Genomic DNA, 20,218 nt, shown 5'->3' with positions numbered 1-20,218 from the left:
GTGCGGCATGGGGAGAACGGCGTCGCCATGGATGTCTTCGGAGTCCATCAGAATCTCATCAAGGACTACGGAGCCTTCACCCGATCCCTGGTGTCCGTACGGGACCGTGACATCCAGCGCCATCTCGACGCGGAGCGTGAGGGAAAGGTCCGCTGGCCCGACCCCCGTATCTCACTCAATCCGAGTTTCCGCAGCGGCGGTACGGTCGCCGAGCTCGTCGAGGAGGGCGTTTTGCACAGCGGGTGCAAACGCTACTTCCGGGAGAAGACGGACGAGCACGACCCCGGAGCCCGGACCCTGACGCTCCACCGGCACCAGCGCGAAGCGATCGATGCCGCTGCCTCCCGCACCCGCGATTCTTATGTACTCACCACCGGCACCGGATCCGGCAAGAGCCTCGCCTACATCATCCCTGTCGTGGACGAGGTGCTGCGCCGCCCAAACCCCGACGGGATCTCGGCGATCATCGTCTATCCCATGAACGCGCTCGCCAACAGTCAGCAACACGAACTGGCACGCTATTTGAGGTGGGGGGTTCCGGAGGAGCACCGGAAGGTGACATTTGCTCGCTATACAGGCCAGGAGGATGCCGGGCAGAAGTCCGCGATCCTGCGGTCCAAGCCGGACATTCTCCTGACGAACTACGTCATGCTGGAGTATCTGCTGACGCGGCCCCATGAGCGGAAGGAGCTCATCGGCGCGGCTCAGGGACTGCGGTTCTTGGCCCTGGACGAGCTGCACACCTACCGTGGCAGGCAGGGCGCGGATGTCGCACTGTTGGTGAGACGGCTCCGGGACGCTTGCGACGCCCCCAACCTTCAGTGCATCGGCACCTCCGCCACCATGGCCAGCGCCGCCACCTTCGAGGAAGCGCGAGAGAAGGTGGCGTCCGTCGCCACCTTGCTGTTCGGAGCCCGCGTAAAGCCGGAGCGGGTGATTGGCGAGACCTTGGAGCGCGCCACGGATCCGGGCCCCACGCAGTCCGGCACACCACGCGCGCGACGGTCCGCGCTGGGCGAGGCGGTCCTGCGCGCGGCCCTGAAACCTGCGGCGCTGTCGCGGGACTACGAGGTCCTGCGAACCGACCCGCTCGCCGTATGGGTAGAGGATTCCTTCGGACTGAAGGAGGAGGACGAGAAGCCCAAGGGCAGGCTGATCCGGCGTACGCCCGTGACCGTGCCAGAAGCAGCCGAGGCCCTTTCCAGGATGAGCGGACAACGGGAGGAGCTGTGCAGGGCGGCGATCGAATCGATCCTGAGAGCCGGTGCCGAGGCACGCCACCGAGTACACCGCCGTCCGCTGTTCGCTTTCCGGCTGCACCAGTTCCTGTCCAAGGGCGACACCGTCTACAGCAGTCTCGAACCTGCGGGGCAACGCCATCTGACCAGCCAGTACCAGGTCGTGGTCCCGCAGCAGCGGGAGAAGCCGCTGATCCCGCTGGCCTTCTGCCGGGACTGCGGGCACGAGTATCTGGTCGTCACCCGGGAAGGTGGTGGAGCCGGGCCGCGCTTTGTCGCGCGCCGGGATCCGGAAGCCCCCGGCGAGCAGGACGACGGTTATTTGTACGTCAGTGAGCAACGGCCATGGCCGACCGAGCCCGACGAGATCCTGAGCCGCCTCCCGGACAGCTGGGTCGAGACCGGCGAGGACGGGGCCCGGACCATTGTCCAGGCCCGCGCGGGTGATCTGCCGCGCGGGATACAGATCGCTCCCGACGGCACGATCCTCGCCCAGCGGCCCGCCGGAGCGGCGGAGGCCCCAGCGGATACGAAAACCGGAGCCGACGGCCTACGGGCCTGGTGGATCGCCGCGCCGTTCCGCTTCTGTCTACGTTGCCGAGTCAGCCACGAGCAGTTGCGAGCCCGTGACTTCGCCAAGCTCGCCACCTTCGCCGCCGAGGGACGCAGCTCGGCGGTGTCGCTCATCAGCTCCAGCGTGGTGCGCTCGTTGCGCGCCCAAGCGAATATGGATGTGAAGGCGCGCAAACTCCTCACTTTCGTCGACAACCGGCAGGACGCGAGCCTCCAGGCCGGTCACTTCAATGACTTCGCTCAGGTCACTCAGGTCCGCGGCGCCCTTTACCAGGCGCTGGCCGCGGCAGGGCAGCAGGGGTTGCGGCACGATCTGCTACCTCAGGCCGTCGAGGAGGCCCTTGGCCTGCCCATGGACGTGTTCGCTCGTAACCCCGGCGCGAAATACAGCCAGCGTGAGCTGGCCCGCTCGGCGCTGCGTGCGGTGCTGTCCTACCGGGTCCACGCCGACCTCGAACGCGGTTGGCGCATCACCATGCCCAACCTCACCCAGACCGGGTTGCTGCGCTTCGACTACACCGATCTGGCGGAGATCGCCGCCGACGAGGAGTGCTGGCACGGTCGGCATGAAGCTCTCGCGCATGACGATCCCGCGCACCGCGAGTACCTCGCGAGGGTGCTGCTGGATGAGCTGCGCCGCTCGCTCGCCGTCGATGAACCGCTGCTGACCCAGGAGGGCTTCGAACAGGTTCAGCGCCAGTCCGACGGCCATCTCCTGGGCGTCTGGGCGCTACCGCCCAGAGAGCCGCGCGTTCCCTCGCGGGTCGCTTTTCCAGGCAGCGGCCCGAAGGGGGCGCCCTCCGGAGAGGCCATCTACCTCAGCGGCCTGGGCGCGTACGGACGTTTCCTCCGTCGCCCGGGACAGTTCGCCACGATTCCCGCACTCCGGGGCAGGCGAATGTCCGTCGCGGACGCCGACACGGTGATCCGTGATCTGCTGCGGGTACTGGAGACCTACGGTCTGGTGGCGATCGTCCGGGAGGAGCGCGACGGGTCGCTCGGCCACCAGGTCAAGGCCACCGCCCTGCGCTGGCTGCCGGGCGACGGGGCCACTCCCGAGCCCGACCCACTGCGCAAGGTCAGCGACCCCGACGCGACACCATCCGTCAACACCTACTTCCGCGACCTTTACCGGGACACCGCGATGGAGCTCGTCGGTCTTGAGGCCAGGGAACACACCGCGCAGGTCCCCGCCGGGCTGCGGGAGCAGCGGGAAGAGGCATTCCGTGACGGAGAGTTGAGCCTGCTGTACTGCTCGCCGACGATGGAACTCGGTGTGGACATCGCCACACTCAACGCGGTGGGCATGCGCAATGCTCCGCCCACCCCCGCCAACTACGCCCAGCGGTCGGGCCGGGCGGGACGTTCCGGACAGCCCGCGCTCGTCACGACGTACTGTTCGACGGGCAGCGCCCACGACCAGTACTACTTCCGCCGCCCCCAGTTGATGGTCGCGGGCAGCGTCACCCCGCCCCGTCTCGACCTCGCCAACGAGGAACTGCTGCGCTCCCATGTCCACGCCGTCTGGTTGGCCGAGACAGGTGTCGCCCTCGGCTCCCGGATGACCGAGATCATCGACGCGGAGGCCCGGCCCACCGGCCCCGGCGAGCCGGTGCCCCTGCCGCTCACCGACGCGATGCGCACGCAGCTCGACAGTGAGGCAGCCCGCCGCCGGGCCATCGTCCGGTCCACCGATGTCCTCCAGCCGCTGCTAACAGGCCTGGAGAAGCCACCCACCTGGTGGTACGACGGCTGGATCGAGGACGCCGTCCGGGCCGCACTGGGCCGGTTCGACCACGACTGCGATCGCTGGCGCCGCCTCTACCGGGCCGCCCTCGACGAACGCGAACAGCAGCACCGAGTCGCCGGCGATCTCTCCGTGGATCCCAAGTCCCGCCGCCGCGCCCAGGCCCGCCGGGCCGAGGCCGAGAACCAGCTGAAGCTGCTGCGCAACGAGGACAGCGAGGAATCCTTCAGCGACTTCTACAGCTACCGCTACTTCGCGTCCGAGGGATTCCTCCCCGGCTACTCGTTCCCGCGCCTTCCCCTGGCCGCCTACATCCCCGGCCAGCGGGGCGAAGGCAGGCTCGGCCAACGGAACGGCGCGTACATCCAGCGTCCGCGCTTCATCGCTATCTCCGAATTCGGTCCCGGCGCGCTGATCTACCACGAGGGCCAGCGCTACTCCGTCGACCGCGTCCAGGTCCCGATGGGAGCCACTCCCGGACAGGTCGCCACCAGTGACGCCCGGATCTGCGGCGCGTGCGGTATGTGGTACGACCGCGCCCAGGGCGCCGACACCTGCGACGACTGCCTGATCCCGCTGACCCTGACCCTGAGCCGGACCATGGTCCTGAGTACGGTTCAGGCGTCTCCGGTGCGCCGTATCTCCTCCGACGAGGAGGAGCGCCTCCGATCCGGCTTCGAACTGCTGACGGGATACCAGTTCTCGGGGGCCGCCGGACGCCAGGACGCCACGACCTCCGACGCGACCGGGCCTGTCCTCGACATCGGGTACGGGGACACCGCCTGGATCCGTGTCTTCAACCTCGGCCGCCGCAAGCGCAAGCACCCGGCCGACCGGGGCTTCTGGCTCGACCCTGTCCAGGGCCGCTGGCTCAGCGCCAAGAAAGCGGGCGAGATCCAGGAGGCGTCGGCCGAGGACGAGGCCCTGGCACCGTTCGCCTCCGCCGACCGGACACTCCAGGTCATTCCCTATGTCGAGGACCGGAAGAACATCGCCGTGCTGCGCCTGGCCGAACCCGTGGAGAGCGAGGCGGTCGCCGTCACGCTCCGCCACGCCCTGGAACGCGGCATCGAGGCCCGCTACCAGCTGGAGGACTCCGAGCTGGACAGCCAGGATCTTCCCGACGACGAGGAGCGCGGCCGAATGCTCTTCATCGAGGGAGCGGAAGGCGGCGCGGGCGTGCTGCGGCTCCTGCACGACGACCCGAACGCCTTCGCCGAAGTCGCCAGAGCCGCGCTGAAGATCATTCACTACGACCCGGACACCGGCCAGGACGAGGACCGGGCCGAAGGCGCCCCCGAGCGCTGCGAGCGTGGCTGTTACGACTGCCTCCTCTCCTACAACAATCAGCGGTTCCACACCCGTATCGACCGGCATTCCGCAGTACCGCTGCTGCTCAGGCTCGCCAACGCCACCACCAAGGGTGACCGCGCTGTGACCCCAGCCATCCTGCGGGCCCAGACCCTGGCCGCAGCGACCGAGCCGGTACGGGGGCCCGTCGCGGAGTTTGTAGAGTGGCTGGGCCGGACGGGGCACCGGCTGCCGGACGAGACGCAACCCGACCAGACCGGGGCAGCGGTCCGTCCCGACATCGTCTACCGCCTGCCGGGCGCCGACGTCGCCGTCTACCTGGACACCTCCGGCGGCCCGTCGCTGGACCGGCAGGCCGAATTCCGGCTGATCGACGACGGCTGGCTCGTCATCCGTGCCGGAGCCGGTATCGAGGAGTGGGAGAACACAGTGCGCGTACACCCGGACGTCTTCGGCACCGGACGGAGTCTCCGATGACCCCCGGGACCACGACGACCCCAGCACCCCGCGCGCCCGGCGACCTTGTCTCCGCCCGGGGCCGTGACTGGGTGCTCCAGCCCAGCCCCGCCGACGAATCGGACGGCATGGTGATCGCCCAGCCGCTCGACGGCGACCGCGAATATCTCACCGCGCTCTTCCCCCACGAGATCGAGGACCCGGGCTTCGGCCGGCCCGAGGCCGTCCCCGGAGAGGTCGGCGACTTCGCGTCGGCCGGCCTCCTGCGCACCGCGCTGCGCATCGCGGCGACGCACGGCGCGGGCCCCTTCCGCAGCCTCGCCTCCATCTCCGTCCAGCCACGCCAGTACCAGCTCGTCCCGCTGATGATGGCGCTGCGCATGGACACCGTACGGCTGCTCATCGGGGACGACGTCGGCATCGGCAAGACCATCGAGGCCGCGCTCATCGCCAAGGAACTCCTCGAACAGGGCTCGGCGCGTAACATGGCCGTGCTCTGCTCGCCGTCCCTCGCCGAGCAGTGGCAGCGAGAGCTGCGGGAGAAGTTCGGCATGGACGCCGTACTCGTCCTTCCATCCACGGCAGCCCGCTTGGAGAAGACCACGGAGCAGGGCCAGTCGATCTTCGACCGCTATCCCTGCACCGTGGTCTCCACCGACTTCATCAAGCAGGAAGAGCGCCGGGGCAACTTCCAACGCACTTGCCCCGACCTCCTGATCGTCGACGAGGCCCACAGCTGTGTCGGTACGGGCACCGGACACCAGCTGCGGTACGAGCTGCTTCGCGACCTCGCCGCGAACCCCGACCGGCACCTCGTCCTCGTCACCGCCACCCCGCACAGCGGAGACGTCCACGCCTTCGCAAAGCTCACCGGCCTGCTCGATCCGGCTCTCCAGGACCTCGACCCCACCCTCCCCGCCCACCGCGACCGGCTCGCCCGCCACTTTGTTCAGCGCCGCCGCCGTGACATCAAGCGCTACCTCGACGAGGAGACCCCCTTCCCCCGCGCACGCATGGTGCGCGAGACCCCGTACCACCTGGACACGGAGTACGCCGGCTTCGTCACCGACGTCCTGGCCTACGCCCGCGAGCAGGTCCGCCGCCCCGACGGCGCCCACGAGCAGCGGATGACCTGGGTCTCCGTGCTCGCGCTGCTGCGCTGTGTGCTCTCCTCGCCCGCCGCCGCGGCCGAGACCCTCCGCGTCAGGGCGGGTGTCGCCGCCGCGCGCACCGAGGCGGAGGTCGAAAGCTTTCACCGCGCCGTCCTCGACCTCACCGACGACGAGTCCGCCGACGGCCAGGACGGCGTACCGGGATCGCTGCTCGACACCCCGGAGAACTCCTTCGGCGCCCGAAAGCTGAAGTCGTTCGCCGCGCGAGCCGACCAGCTCTCAGGACCGGAACACGACGCCAAACTCCGCACCCTCGTCGACGAGGTGAAGAGCCAGCTCGTCGACGGCTACGACCCGATCGTCTTCTGCCGCTACATCCCCACCGCCGAGTACGTCGCCGACCATCTCGCCGAAGCCCTGGGCCGCGGCGTCCACGTCGACGCGGTCACGGGCAAGCTCCACCCCGACGCCCGCCAAGCCCGTATCGACGAGCTCACGGCGAAGCGTGGCCGACATGTCCTGGTCGCCACCGACTGCCTCTCCGAAGGTGTCAACCTCCAGGACGACTTCGGCGCGGTCCTCCATTACGACCTGTCCTGGAACCCGACCCGCCACGAACAGCGCGAAGGCCGGGTCGACCGGTTCGGACAGACCCGCGAGAACGTCCGGGCCGTCACCCTGTTCGACACCGACACCGGGATCGACGGCCTCGTCCTGAACGTCCTCATCCGTAAACACCAGGCGATCGCCGAGCAGGTCGGCGTCGTCGTCCCCGTGCCGGACGGCGGTGAGGGCGTTCTCAAGGCCCTGTCCAGCAGCCTCTTCCTCAGAGGCAAGGAGAACAGCGAACAGCTCACCTTCGACATCGACACCGAGGCGCTCTTCAGCCAGGCCAGGGAACGCCTCCACAAGGAGTGGGAGGACGTGGCCGACCGGGAGTCGAAGATCCTCACCAAGTTCGCCCACAGCGGCCTGCGACCCGAAGAGGTCCAGGCCGAGCTGAACGCCCTGCGCCAGGCGCTCGGGGAACCCTCGGACATCGCCGACTTCACCCGCGAGACCCTGAAGTCGCTGGGATCCGCCGTACGCCCCGACTCGCACAGCGCCGGCTTCACCGCTCCGGCGGGCCCACTGCCCCGGGGCCTGCGCCACGGTCTCGGAATCTACGAGGATTCCGACCAGGCCACCGGGCCGGGTGTCGTCCAGGCTCCGGCCCGTGGCACGGCCAAGAGCAAGTCGAAGTCCAAGGCCAAGGCGGCAAAGGCGGCTGCCCCGAACGAGCTGATCTTCCACCAGGACCTCCCGGTCCCCGTCGGGGAACACGCCCTGTTCCGTACGGACCCCGCGGTACGGGCCATCGCCCGGTACGTCCTCGACTCCGCCCTGGACCGGAGCCTCAGCGAGATCGACCGGCCCGCCCGGCGGCTCGGCGTCATCCGTACCACCGCCGTCGACCACCGCATCGTGCTCCTGCTGGTCCGCTACCGCTTCCACCTCACCCTGCCTCCCCGCCGCAGGGCGGACCGCACCCATGCCGACCCCCGCGAACTGGTCGCCGAGGATGCCCAGCTGCTGGCCTGGCGCACGACGGGCGACGGCACCCGCGAGTGGCTCACCGACCAGGAGACAGCCGAACTGCTTCCAGCTACCCCTGACCGCAACACCATCCCCTCCATGCGCGACCAGCAGATCACCCGCGCCCTCGAAGAAGTGGACGAGGTTGAGGACCACCTGGCCTCCTACGGCCACGATCTCGCCCGCCGCCTGGAAGCGGCGCACCTCCGTGTCCGCGAGGCCGCAGGTGAACGGGGCAGGGCGCGCGGCGCGGCAGCCGCGCGAGGCATCCGAGCCGAGCCCGCCGGTAAACCCGACCTGCTCGGTGTGTACGTGTACGTCAAGCGCCCCGGAGGCTCCAGGTGACCGCGCTCGCTCTCGACCACCTTCCGGCGAGCACAGCGGTGCGCGTCGAGGGAGCCCTGCTCTCCCGCGATCTCCTCAACAAGATCGGTGGCACGGACCGTGAGCTCCCCGGTTCCACGCCCGCCGACTACGGCCTGCCACGCGGTGTTCGTGTCGAGGACGCCGCCAGCCGCAGGTGGGACTACCTCAAAGGCACCTACAGCTCCTTCCGCGCACAGCTCGAAGAGCAGGGTGAGAACGTCGACCTGACGAAGCTCACCTACCAGCAGTGGCTGAGCGTCCTCCTCGACGAACTCGGCTACACGGGCCGTTCGGACGTCCCGAAACGCAAGGGCATCGATTTTTCCGGCCGGGACCCCAAGAGGTACTACCGCGTCAGCCACCGCTGGCAGGACCACCTCCCCGTACACCTTCTCGGCTGGGACACCGACCTCGACCGGGGCATCGGCACCGGCCGGGCCCCCCAGTCGATGGTCCAGGAACTCCTGAACGTCTCCTCCGAGCACCTGTGGGGCCTGCTCTCCAACGGCCGAGTCCTGCGCGTCCTGCGTGACTCCACCACACTCGTCGGCTCCGCCTACGTCGAGTTCAACCTGGACGCCATTTTCGGCGGGGACCAATTCGCGGACTTCCTCACGCTGTACGCGATGCTCCACTCCTCGCGCTTCGAACTGGTCGCGAAGCCGGAGAAGAAACGACGTGGGGCCGTCGCCGTCGCCTCTGCCGATGCCACGGCAGGGGACGGCGAACTGGCGGGCGGAGAACCGGCCGACGCAGACGAAGGAACCCTCGACGACATCGTCCTCGCCGACGACATCGCGCCCCTCACCCCGGCGGACTGCCGCATCGAATGGTGGCGCACCTACTCCATCGAAACGGGCATCCGCTCCCGGGACCGGCTGCGCGACCAGGTCAAGGACGCCCTGTCCATCCTCGGCACCGGATTCCTCCAGGCGAACCCGGGGCTCGGAGAGGCCCTCACCCGTGGCGGCAAGGCGGCACTCGACGACTTTCACCACGAACTGCTGCGCCTGGCCTACCAGTTGGTATTCCTTTTCGTGGCTGAGGACCGCGACGCCCTACTGCTCCAGGCCGGACCAAACGACTCCAAGGCGGAGAGGGGGAGACTGGAACGGGCCCGCGACCGCTACACCCGGTACTTCTCCACGGCCAGGTTGCGCCGTATCGCCTTCAGGCGGGGCGGCGACCACCACACCGACCTGTGGGACGGCCTGCGTGCCGTGCTGGAAGCCCTCGGCAGGATCGGCGGCGAAGAGAATCTGGCCCTTCCCGAACTCGGCGGCCTGTACTTCCGCGCCGCCGACGACGAGAAGCAGATCACCTGGCTCCCGGGCGGAAGCGAGCCGCTGCGGGCGGCCAAGCTCCCCAACGAGCACTTGCTCCAGGCGGTCCGGCTGCTGTCCCGCGTCTCCGACAAACAGGGCCGTGTGACCCGAGTCGACTACCGGCACCTGGACGCCGACGAGCTCGGCAGCGTCTATGAGTCCCTGCTGGAGCTCATCCCGCGCCACAACCCGCAGAAGGTGGAGTTCTGGCTCCAGGACCTGGTGGCGGGCAACCAGCGGAAGACCACCGGCTCGTACTACACCCCCAAGGTGCTCATCGAGAAGCTCCTTGACAATGCCCTCGACCCGGTGATCGAGCGCTACGCGAAATCCGGCATCCCGAAAGATCTGCTCAAGATCCGCTTCGTCGACCCCTCCTGTGGCTCGGGCCACGTCCTGGTCGCGGCGGCCCGTCGCATCGCCCTGCGCTACGCCCAGCTTGCTGCGGACGGCGAACACGAACCTGCGCCGGAGCGGGTACGCGAGGCGATGGGCAAGGTCGTGAAGTCCTGTGTCCACGGCGTCGACATCAACCCGCTGGCGACGGAGATCGCCAAGGTGTCGCTGTGGATGGAGTCCCTCAACCCGGGGGAACCACTGGTGTACCTGGACGACCGGATCAAGGTCGGCAACGCGCTGCTGGGGACGACACCGCTGCTCCTGGAATCGGGAATCCCGCAGAAGGCATTCAGCAAGCTGGAGGGCGACGAACAGCAGACGGTCAAGAACGCCAAGGACCGTAACGCCAGGGAACTCAGGGGCGTGGAGGTCTGGGTTCAGACCAGACTGGGTGAGCCGGCCACTCTGACGAGTACAGCGAAGGTGCGCGTCGCGGCCGACGAGGCGGCGAACGCGCCGGTCGCTGGCACGGGGCTCGCGGCGATACGGGAACTGGCGAAGAGGCACCGTGAGTTCGAGGCGAACGACGAACTCAAGCGGCTGAAGAAGGTCGCGGACGCGTGGTGCGCGGCCTTCATCTGGCCGAAGAGGGAGGACGCGCCGGTCCCGATCACGACGGCGACACTGAAGAAGCTGGAGAAGGACGAGGATCTGCCGGGCATCCCGAAGCCGAGACCGAAGATGGGTGAGGAACCGGTCCCGGAGACGGAAGAGGAACGGGAGTGGCGAGAAGAGGCGGGGGAGCGGGAACTGCGCGACATCGTCTCCCGTAACCGTTTCTTCCACTGGCATTTGGAATTCCCCCGTATCTTCCGGGTCGAGGACCGGGACGCGACGGACGCGACGGACGCGAACGCGGCGACGGGGTGGCAGGGCGGCTTCGACTGCGTAATCGGGAATCCGCCGTGGGAGCGGGTGAAGATCCAGAAGAAGGAGTGGTTCGCCGCGCAGAATCCGTACGTGGCGGACGCGGAGACCGCGAACGAGCGCGAGCGCCGGATCGGCGATCTGCTGAAGTCGGTGGACGAACACGGCCAGGCGATCGAGGCGGACCGGAAGCTGCACGGGGCGTATCTGACGGCGCAGCGGGAGTCCAAGGGCACGACGAACATGCTCAGGGACTCGGACATCTTCCCGCTCACGGGGAAGGGGGATGTCAATACGTACGCGGTGTTCGCGGAGAAGGCACGGACGCTGCTGTCGCCGGAGGGCATGGCGGGGCTGGTGCTGCCTACGGGGATTGCCACGGACAAGACGACGTCGGGGTTCTTCTCGGACCTGGTGGAGCGGCGACAGTTGGCGACGGTGCTGGATCTGGAGAACGAGGAGAAGCTCTTCGCGGATGTCCACAACCAGTACCGGTTCTGCTTGTTCACGTTCGGGGGCTCGGCTGGCGAGTACGAGCGAGTTCGCCTCGGTTTTCGGGCGCGGCGGCCGGATCAGTTGGATGCCCGGGAGTTCACGCTGGACGCGGAGGGGTTCCGGCGGATTAACCCGAACAGCCGGACAGCGCCGGTGTGCGAGAGTCCGGATCATCTGCGGGTGCTGGAGGAAGTGCACCTGCGTGTGCCTGTGCTCTGGAACAAGAGCAGTAGCGAGGCGACCACCAACCCATGGGGCCTGCGGTTCCATGTCATGCTCCACATGTCTGGCGACTCCGACCTTTTTCGGAACGAAGAGTCATTGGTAGACGACGGATGGGAAAGGTCGGGGTCAGTCTTCATAAAGGAGGAAGAACGTCACCTGCCGCTTTATGAGGGGAAGTTCGTACATCACTTTGACGGCCGTTTCGCTACTTACGAGAACGCGACCCAGGCCCAGATCAACAAGGGCACTCTGCCCCGGTTGGGCCTTGATGCTCACCAAGATCCGACAGCATTCCCGCTACCTCGGCATTGGGTGCATGAGTCTGAGGTAGATGCACGACTGGCGGAAGACCTGCCGAAGCAACGTGAGGAGTGGCCGCATGATTGGTTGCTCGGCTGGCGTGATGTGTGCCGTGCGTCCGATGAACGGACCGTCATTGCGTCGGTACTGCCACGGACCGCAATTGGACACAAGCTTCCGCTCATGTTCCCCGCGTTCACACCAGATCTGTTGCTTGCCAACCTGTCCAGCCGTGTTCTCGATTTTGCGGCCAAACAGAAGTATGCAGGTGCGTCTCTCGCTTATTTCACGTTTGAACAGTTGCCAGTGCTATCTCCGGAAACGTACGCCAAGCCCGTTATCTGGCTCGGTAACGCGTCGCCCGAGCTGTGGATCCGCTCCCGTGTCCTCGAACTGACCTACACCTCCTACGAGATGGCTCTCTGGGCTGAGCACCTCAACGACGAAGGCGCCCCCTTCATCTGGGACGAGGAACGTCGTTTCCTCATGCGCGCCGAACTCGATGCCGCGTACTTCCACCTCTACGGCATCGAGCGCAAGGACCTCGACCTCGTCCTGGACAGCTTCCGTGCCTTCCGTAACAAGAAGCCCGAACTCTTCCAGCGCACCAAAGACGCCATCATCCGCATCTACGAGGCGATGGCATCCGGCCCGTACGTCACGTCCCTCACCCCACCCCCCGGCAAGGGCCCCCGCCACGACCCCGGCGTAAGCCCGCTGACACGTACGTCCCGGCCCAAGCCCAAGCCGCCCGTCACCAACACCACGGCGGTGCGGTCCGAGCGTAAGCCGCCGCAAGGCGAAGGGCTTCCTCAGAGCGGACTCTTCGGGCGCGGAGAGATCGAGGGTGAGGTTCAGCTCGACCTCTTTGACTGACACCGCAACGCACGGTGGCCGTTCACCCGCACCCAACGGGTGGGCGGCCACCGTGCGTTGTCGGCCTCAGAGTTCGCCGGCGACCACGCCTATGTGGAACGCGGCCCACTCCGAAGCCGTGAAGCGCAGTGGTTCGAGACCGGGGTTCTTGGAGTCGCGTACGGCCCTGCTGCCACCGGGGAGGGCGGCGACCTCGACGCAGTTGTTCTCTCCAGCACTGGCGGATGCCTTGCGCCAGTTGACGGTGGAGAGGCCGAAGGCGTACAGCTCCGCCTTGCGATCGTCATTCACTTGCGGCTTCTCTCTTCCATCCGGGTGATCAGCGCCAGCGAATCCTCTGTCGGCAGCGCTGCGGCGACGATGCGTTCGTAGGCGTTGGCGAAGGTCTGGACTTCGTCAACACCTTCAACGTAGGTCGCTCCGATGAGATTCTCCAGCAGTACGACATCGGGCATCGGGCCGGGGAAGCCCACGAGGCTGAAAGCGCCCGCGCCTCCCGGATGCGGTGTCGCCTCCAGTGGCAGGATCTGGATGGTGACGTTGGGCATCTCGGAGACATCCAGCAGTCGTTGCAGCTGCTCGCGCATGGTGTTGGGGCGTACGGCAAACCGTTGGTGAAGCACGGATTCGTGGATCACTGCCCAGATCTTCAAGGGAGTACCGGGGCGGGTGAGTACGGCTTGTCGCGCCTGCCGTACCTCCGCGAGAGCTGCCACTTCATCAGGGGTACGGGTGGTCGCATTGGCCGCGATGGTCTCGCGGGCGTATGCGGCGGTCTGCAAGAGGCCGGGGATCAGTAGCGGGGCAAACTCGTGGATGCTGTCGGCGTCGGACTCCAGAGAGATGTAGTCCGCGTAGGCCGGTGCCACGATCCCGCTGTATGTCTGCCACCACCCCTGTTTCCGGGCGTCCTTGGCCAGCCCTTCCAAGGCTGTGACCACGTCCGGGTCGTTGACTCCGTACGCCTTCAGGAGGTTGACCACCTCGTTGGGCCGGATATGGCCGTTGGCTGTCTCGATCCGTGACAGCTTCGGGGCGATCCAGCCCACCGCTGCGGCGGCGACGTCGAGGTTCATCCCGGTGGCGTTGCGATACCGGCGTAGAGCTTCGCCCAGGCGTCGGCGTCGGACAGTGGGAACAGGGCGCACGTTTGGCATGCGGTGAGTGTTTCACCATCACCGGTGCAAGTCGATGGGAACAAATTAACGATCACGAAAGTCTGGTGACAAACTTGCAAATCGAGCTGCTTGAGGAGCAATCTGAAAGCAAGTCGCCCCACCTGGGCGACTCTTGACGACTGAGTGACCTGACCGTCGCGGGCTGGAGTGGCGACCCCAGGTCAAGGAGGCATCGTGAACCTCAACTCGCCCCACACCTTCACCTCAACCCCCCACCCTCCCGCCGCCCTCGGGCACTACCTCGCCCCCAACCCCGCCGGCTTCTCCCTCCACATGTCCGCCTCCCCGCGCAACCTCCGTGCCGTACGTGGTCTCACCGAGACGACGCTCCTCGACGCGGGCGTCAGCCCCAACGGCGTCGACTGCGCCCAACTCGTCCTCGCCGAGCTCTACAGCAACGCCGTCAATGCCGTTGGCGACTACGTGCCGCTCGTCGCCGAGGTGGAGGTGGGCAGGGCGGGGATCTGGGTCAGGCTGCACGATCCCGATCAGGGGCGTATGCCCTGGCGTTCGGGCGTCCCGCTGGATGACCCGGAGGCCGAGCATGGGCGCGGGCTCCGGATCGTGGATGTGCTCGCGCCCGGCTGGGACGTGATGCGGACTCCCGTCGGGAAGCAGATCCGCTGCCTGCTGCCGCGCGACTGAGAAGCGGCTCCCAACTGCCCGCACGCTCGACCCAATTGCCGCATCGACGTGCGATTTCGTCGACTGTCAGTACCCCGGAGTAGTTTCCAGTTCACGCGGTGTTGACCTTGAACGGGCCGCTTCGTTCGGGGCGTTGGGGCATTGGAGGACGGGAGTGGGCGGACGTGTGTTGTCGCCGGCGGATCATCCAGACACAGAGATCAGCGCGGTCCTCAAGGGGCTCGTTGATGACGGCTGGTCTCTCCGGAAGGAAGGCCACTGGGGGAGTCTGTACTGCCCCTGTGTGGAGGACTGTGTCACCATCCCCGTTCCGGGGACAGCGCGGAATCCGGGGAGCACAGCGCGCAATGTCGCGCGCCGTGCCACGTCGTGCCCGCTCCCGGTGGGCGCATCCGTACGAAAGGAAGCCGTGCACACCGCATTCGAGATCAGCGCCCGAGCGGTTCATCGAGCCGCCACCGTCCTCACCGAGCATCTCCAGGACGGCCTTCCCTTCCGTGAGCTCCGGCCGTTGATCCATCGGGCCGAGCCTTCGCTCGTCACCGACTGGGCAGCGCTCGGGCCGCTGGTGAAGACGGACATCGACAAGAACCTCAGCTACACAGCCACCGCGCTGACCAAGGCCGGCTGGCTGACCCGGGCCAACCGGACCTGGCGGTTGACCGGGCTGGGCGGGCGGGCGCTTGAGGACTATCCCGATCCGGTGACGTTCCTCGCCGAGGCGACGACCCGCTACGGCCACTGGCGTACGCGGCGCGGTTCCTTCGACGCCGCGGCCAAGATTCTCTCCGAACTGCCCGATGAGCGGTGGATCAGCGTCGAGGACCTCGCCGGGGAGTTCGACGTCGACGCCGAGGCGCTCGCGGCGTCTTTTCAGGGCACCCGCCCCGACGGCTGGCATCTGGCTCTCTCGGACGAGGGTGTGGCAGGCCCGGATCTGCTGTTGCCGCCCGTGGACATCGACGCCTGGCGGATGCTGTTGGAGCGCGACGAGCTGATTGACGAAGGCTCCAGCCTCGACGTCGTACGGGCCCGGCCTGGTGCGCGACTCACCGCCGAGGAACTCACCGCGCTGGTGCTGGGAGAGGAACCGGGACAGGAGAGTGTGCCTCAACGCCCCCGCAGGGTGTGGGTCATTCGCGGGAGGGCCCAGGACGGGGCCAGTCTGATCAAGACGCTCTGGCGCGAGCAGGGTGTGGTGACCCTGTCGGCCGACCGGCTGCCCGCTCTCGCCCAGGGCACCGGACCGCAGCGCGTGCGCAAGGTCGTCGATGAGGCGTATTCAGGTGCGACGTCCGCTCGACGCGACCGGCAGGCCGAAGAGCTCTACACCTTCCTCTCCCGGATACAGGAGGGGGACATCGTGGTGTGCACCGACGGCCCCCACGCCTATCTGGGGGTGGTACGCGGACCTGCTGTTTACTCCACTCCCAGCGACGACGCGGCCCACTTCGTGCGGTCCGTCGACTGGCGGAATCTGGGTAAACCCCTCGACTTCATCCGTGCTCTGCCCGCCGAACTGGTGGCCCGGGTCGCCGACGGCGATGCCCGTATCGTCGATGTCAGTGAGTTCGCCGCCCGTCTCGAACCACTGGTTGGGCCGAAACCAGGCCGTACCGCACCTGCTCCGGACATCAAGGCCGAACTCCCCGATGTCACCCAGGAACTGGCCGACCGTCTCACCCTGTCCGACCCGGGCTGGCTCCAGGACGCGGTGAAACTCCTCCGTGGCAAGCCGCAGTTGATCTTCCACGGGCCGCCCGGCACGGGAAAGACGTTCACCGCTCTCGCGCTCGCCCGTCATCTGACCGGGGGCAGCCCGAGCAACGTACGCCTGGTGCAGTTTCATCCGGCGTACAGCTACGAGGACTTCTTCGAAGGTTTCCGGCCTCGGACGCCGAAGAAGTCGGCATCCGACTCCATGCTCCCCGAGCGTGAGGGACCCGCCTCGACCGGCATTGTCTTCGATCTGGTCAAGGGACCTCTGCGCAGACTCGCGGACACGGCGGAGGAGCGCCCCGCCGAGGTCTTCGTGCTGGTCATCGATGAGATCAACCGGGGCAACCTCGCCAAGGTCTTCGGAGAGATGTACTTCCTCCTGGAGTATCGGAAGGAGTTCGTCCATCTCCTCTACGGATCGGACGAAGGACGCGGGTTCCGGCTGCCGCCCAACCTCTACATCATCGGCACGATGAACACGGTCGACCGCACCGTGGCGCTGATGGACGGGGCCATGCGCCGACGCTTCTCCTTCCTGGAGCTCCACCCCGACGAAACACCCCTCAAGGGGCTGTTGAGCTCCTGGCTCGACGCGAACAGCCTGCCCCAGTTCGGAGCACAGCTCCTCGACGAGCTCAACCGCCGTATCGCCGCCGGACCCGGCGCCGACCGTGACTTCCGGGTCGGTCACTCGTATCTGATGCAGTCCATCGCGCAGGGCGGTGACCGAGCCCTCGATCTGCTCTGGCGTACCCAGATCATCCCGTTGCTCACCGAGCACCACTACGGCGAATCGATCGACATCCAGGAGACCTACGGCCTCGATGCCATCAGGAAACACCTCGGCATCAGCCCGTCGCTCAGGCCCCCGGCCCCCGTATCCGCCCCGTCGGCCGACGACGCATGAGCGACGAAGCGCCCATCTTGCTCAGGGAGGCGGACGACTGGTCCAGTCGGCCGCTGACCGACGAACAGGCGCGGACGCTCGACGCCTCGGAGCTCGTGGACGTACGCCCAGGGCGGGTCACCGGGGAATGGCGGCTCAGGGCCAGAAACCAGGTGGGTGCCGTCCGGCTGGGGCGTGGCCCCGGCCAAGTGCGGTTGTCCATCGCGCCGAAGATACCGGTGGACCGGCTGATGTACTTGCTCGGCTATGCCCCGGACCGTCTTCTCTGGGAGAAGGAGAGACAGCAGATCGACGTGGCCGCTCGGCCCGACCTGCTGCCGGCCGTCGCCCACGCGTTTTCCCGGGCGTCCAGGCGGGCGCTGCGCGCCGGAGTCCTGTTCGGCTACCGGGAGATCGAGGACACCCTCCCCGTACTGCGCGGCCGACTGCGTGGCGCCGCGCAGCTCGGGCGCCGTCCCGGGCTGGCGCTTCCGCTGGAAGTGACCTACGACGATCACTCCGCCGATATCCCGGAGAACCGGTTGCTGCTCGGCGCGGTCCGGCGGATGCTGCGGGTCCCGGGCGTGATCCCGGTACACCGTCGCGAGTTGCGGGGGTTCGCCGCACAGCTCGACGGGGTCACACCGCCGGTGCCCGGCGCACCCCTGCCCGTATGGTCACCGACCCGCCTCAATCTGCGCTACCGGCCCGCTCTGTCCCTCGCCACGCTCATTCTCAGAGGGTCTTCGTACGAACTGGAGGACGGGCGGACCATCAGCGCGGACGGGCTGCTGTTCCGGATGTGGCAGGTGTATGAGGACTTCCTCGGTGGTGCGCTCGGCGAGGCCCTGGAGCGGACCGCGGGAGGCAGGGCGGAACCTCGTGATCGTGAACACCATCTCGACACGGGGAAAGGCCACGTCCTCAAGCCGGACCTCGTTCACTACCTGACGGGTGCTGATGGCGTCCCCGTACCGTCCGTCGTGGTGGATGCGAAGTACAAGAGCGGCCCGTCCCGGGACGATCTCTATCAGATGCTCGCCTACTGCGTACGGCTCGGGCTCACCCAGGGGCACTTGGTTTATGCATCCGGCCAAGAGGACGTGGTACGGGTACCGGTGGCCGGAGGCGAGATCCGTCTGCACCGCCATGCCCTCGACCTCGGGCTGCCCCATCAGGACCTGAAGAGTCGGATCGACAGGCTGGCAGAGCTGATCATACAAAGCCGAGCACAAGCGGAACTGTAGGGACCCCACAGCGACCGTAGCGAGGCGCTGTCAAGGCCCGAGTCCACGGAGCGCCGCCGCGAACGATAGGTTTTCCAGGTATCAGAGCAGACAGCCCAGACAGCTACGAAAGGTGCTTCGTTGAGCCGCTCGGTTCTCGTCACCGGAGGAAATCGGGGCATCGGCCTTGCCATCGCCCTGGCCTTCGTCGGCAACGGCGACAAGGTCGCCATCACTTACCGCTCGGGCGAACCGCCCAAGGCCCTGACGGAGTCCGGCTGCCTGGCCGTCCGGTGCGACATCACCGACGCCGAGCAGGTGGAGCAGGCCTACAAGGAGATCGAGGAGACGCACGGTCCTGTGGAGGTGTTGGTCGCCAACGCCGGTGTGACAAAGGATCAGTTGCTGATGCGGATGTCCGAGGAGGACTTCACGTCCGTCCTCGACACCAACCTCACGGGCACCTTCCGGGTCGTCAAGCGCGCCAACCGCGGCATGCTGCGCGCCAAGAAGGGCCGGGTCGTGCTGATCTCCTCGGTCGTCGGGCTGCTGGGCTCGGCCGGGCAGGCAAACTACGCGGCCTCCAAGGCCGGGCTGGTCGGCTTCGCCCGCTCGCTCGCACGTGAACTCGGCTCGCGCAACATCACGTTCAACGTCGTCGCGCCCGGTTTCGTCGACACCGACATGACCAAGGTGCTCACCGACGAGCAGCGCAAGAACATCGTCGCCCAAGTCCCCCTCGGCCGTTACGCGCAGCCCGAGGAGATCGCGGCAGCGGTCCGCTTCCTCGCCTCGGACGATGCCTCGTACATCACTGGAGCCGTCATTCCCGTTGACGGCGGATTGGGCATGGGTCACTGATCACATGAGTGGAATTCTCGCCGGAAAGCGCATTCTCGTCACCGGGGTCCTCACCGACTCCTCCATCGCCTTCCACGCGGCCAAGGTCGCGCAGGAAGAGGGTGCGGAGGTCATCCTCACCGGCTTCGGGCGTCTCTCGCTCGTGGAGCGCATCGCGAAGCGGCTGCCCAAGCCCGCCCCCGTCATCGAGGTGGACGTCACCAACCAGGAGCACCTGGACTCCCTCGCCGACCGGATCCGGGAGATCCAGGGCGAGGGCGCGAGCCTCGACGGCGTCGTGCACTCGATCGCCTTCGGCCCGCAGGGAGTCTTCAACTTCCTGGAGGCGGAGTGGGAGGACGTCGGCACGGCCGTGCACGTCTCGGCGTACTCGCTCAAGTCGCTGACCATGGCCTGCCTGCCGCTGATGGAGCGCGGCGGCTCGGTCGTCGGGCTCACCTTCGACGCGCAGTTCGCCTGGCCCAAGTACGACTGGATGGGTATCGCCAAGGCGGCGCTCGAATCCACCAACCGCTACCTCGCGCGTGACCTGGGCGCCAAGAACATCCGCTGCAACCTCGTCTCGGCCGGCCCCCTCAGGTCGATGGCCGCCAAGTCCATTCCGGGCTTCGAGGAACTGGCCGACGTGTGGAACCACCGCGCGCCGATCGGCTGGGACCTGTCCGACCCGGAGCCGACGGGCCGCGGTGTCGTCGGGCTGCTGTCGGACTTCTTCCCGAAGACGACGGGCGAGATCGTGCACGTCGACGGCGGCGTCCACATGATGGGTGCCTGACCAGCAGTACCAGCACGACCGGTTCGACCAGCAGGACCACGAAGCCGCGTGACCGCCGGGAAC

10 protein-coding genes are annotated in these 20,218 nt (G+C 67.4%); 8 read left to right on the top strand and 2 right to left on the bottom strand.

Going from position 1 to position 20,218, the window contains the following annotated elements; translation table 11 throughout:
• The first annotated feature begins 27 nt into the window (after positions 1-27).
• The 3 genes from ACFT9I_RS10190 to ACFT9I_RS10180 are packed head-to-tail and all read left to right on the top strand — an operon-like array spanning position 28 to position 12,865.
• Complete coding sequence (locus ACFT9I_RS10190; RefSeq protein WP_382562657.1) at positions 28-5,346, top strand: DEAD/DEAH box helicase; 5,319 nt, start codon at positions 28-30, stop codon at positions 5,344-5,346.
• On the top strand, positions 5,343-8,357 hold the full coding sequence (locus tag ACFT9I_RS10185) for a helicase-related protein (protein WP_382562656.1): 3,015 nt from the start codon (positions 5,343-5,345) through the stop codon (positions 8,355-8,357). The genes ACFT9I_RS10190 and ACFT9I_RS10185 overlap by 4 nt, the downstream gene beginning before the upstream one ends.
• Positions 8,354-12,865, top strand: coding sequence for an Eco57I restriction-modification methylase domain-containing protein (locus tag ACFT9I_RS10180; protein WP_382562654.1), 4,512 nt, complete (start codon positions 8,354-8,356; stop codon positions 12,863-12,865). The genes ACFT9I_RS10185 and ACFT9I_RS10180 overlap by 4 nt, the downstream gene beginning before the upstream one ends.
• A gap of 66 nt (positions 12,866-12,931) precedes the next feature.
• On the opposite strand, the gene ACFT9I_RS10175 is transcribed toward ACFT9I_RS10180, so the two are convergent.
• Both ACFT9I_RS10175 and ACFT9I_RS10170 read right to left on the bottom strand, forming a co-directional pair.
• Entirely contained in the window at positions 12,932-13,156 is a 225-nt protein-coding gene (locus tag ACFT9I_RS10175; RefSeq protein WP_382562652.1) for a DUF397 domain-containing protein, read from the bottom strand.
• Positions 13,153-14,022 (bottom strand): helix-turn-helix domain-containing protein, encoded by an 870-nt coding sequence (locus ACFT9I_RS10170; RefSeq protein WP_382562651.1) that lies wholly within the window; start codon positions 14,020-14,022, stop codon positions 13,153-13,155. The genes ACFT9I_RS10175 and ACFT9I_RS10170 overlap by 4 nt, the downstream gene beginning before the upstream one ends.
• 195 nt (positions 14,023-14,217) lie before the next feature.
• Here ACFT9I_RS10170 and ACFT9I_RS10165 point away from each other — a divergent pair, with 195 nt between their 5' ends.
• The 5 genes from ACFT9I_RS10165 to fabI all read left to right on the top strand — a co-directional run bounded on the left by ACFT9I_RS10165 (position 14,218) and on the right by fabI (position 20,155).
• Positions 14,218-14,688 (top strand): ATP-binding protein, encoded by a 471-nt coding sequence (locus ACFT9I_RS10165; protein WP_382562649.1) that lies wholly within the window; start codon positions 14,218-14,220, stop codon positions 14,686-14,688.
• A gap of 409 nt (positions 14,689-15,097) precedes the next feature.
• A complete protein-coding gene (locus ACFT9I_RS10160; protein WP_382562648.1) occupies positions 15,098-17,314 on the top strand; it encodes an McrB family protein in 2,217 nt (738 codons plus the stop codon).
• Positions 17,311-18,540, top strand: coding sequence for an McrC family protein (locus ACFT9I_RS10155; RefSeq protein ID WP_382562646.1), 1,230 nt, complete (start codon positions 17,311-17,313; stop codon positions 18,538-18,540). Before ACFT9I_RS10160 ends, ACFT9I_RS10155 begins: the two co-directional genes overlap by 4 nt.
• Before the next feature lie 120 nt (positions 18,541-18,660).
• Positions 18,661-19,380, top strand: a complete 720-nt coding sequence (gene fabG / locus ACFT9I_RS10150; protein WP_382562645.1) for a 3-oxoacyl-[acyl-carrier-protein] reductase — start codon at positions 18,661-18,663, stop codon at positions 19,378-19,380.
• 4 nt (positions 19,381-19,384) lie between these two features.
• Positions 19,385-20,155, top strand: coding sequence for an enoyl-ACP reductase FabI (fabI, locus tag ACFT9I_RS10145; RefSeq protein WP_382562643.1), 771 nt, complete (start codon positions 19,385-19,387; stop codon positions 20,153-20,155).
• Positions 20,156-20,218 lie beyond the last annotated feature (63 nt).

Source organism: Streptomyces sp. NPDC057137, from assembly GCF_042670825.1.
Lineage (GTDB): Bacteria > Actinomycetota > Actinomycetes > Streptomycetales > Streptomycetaceae > Streptomyces.
Note: the sequence above shows the minus strand (reverse complement) of the source record. Positions and strands in the feature narration are given on the sequence as shown.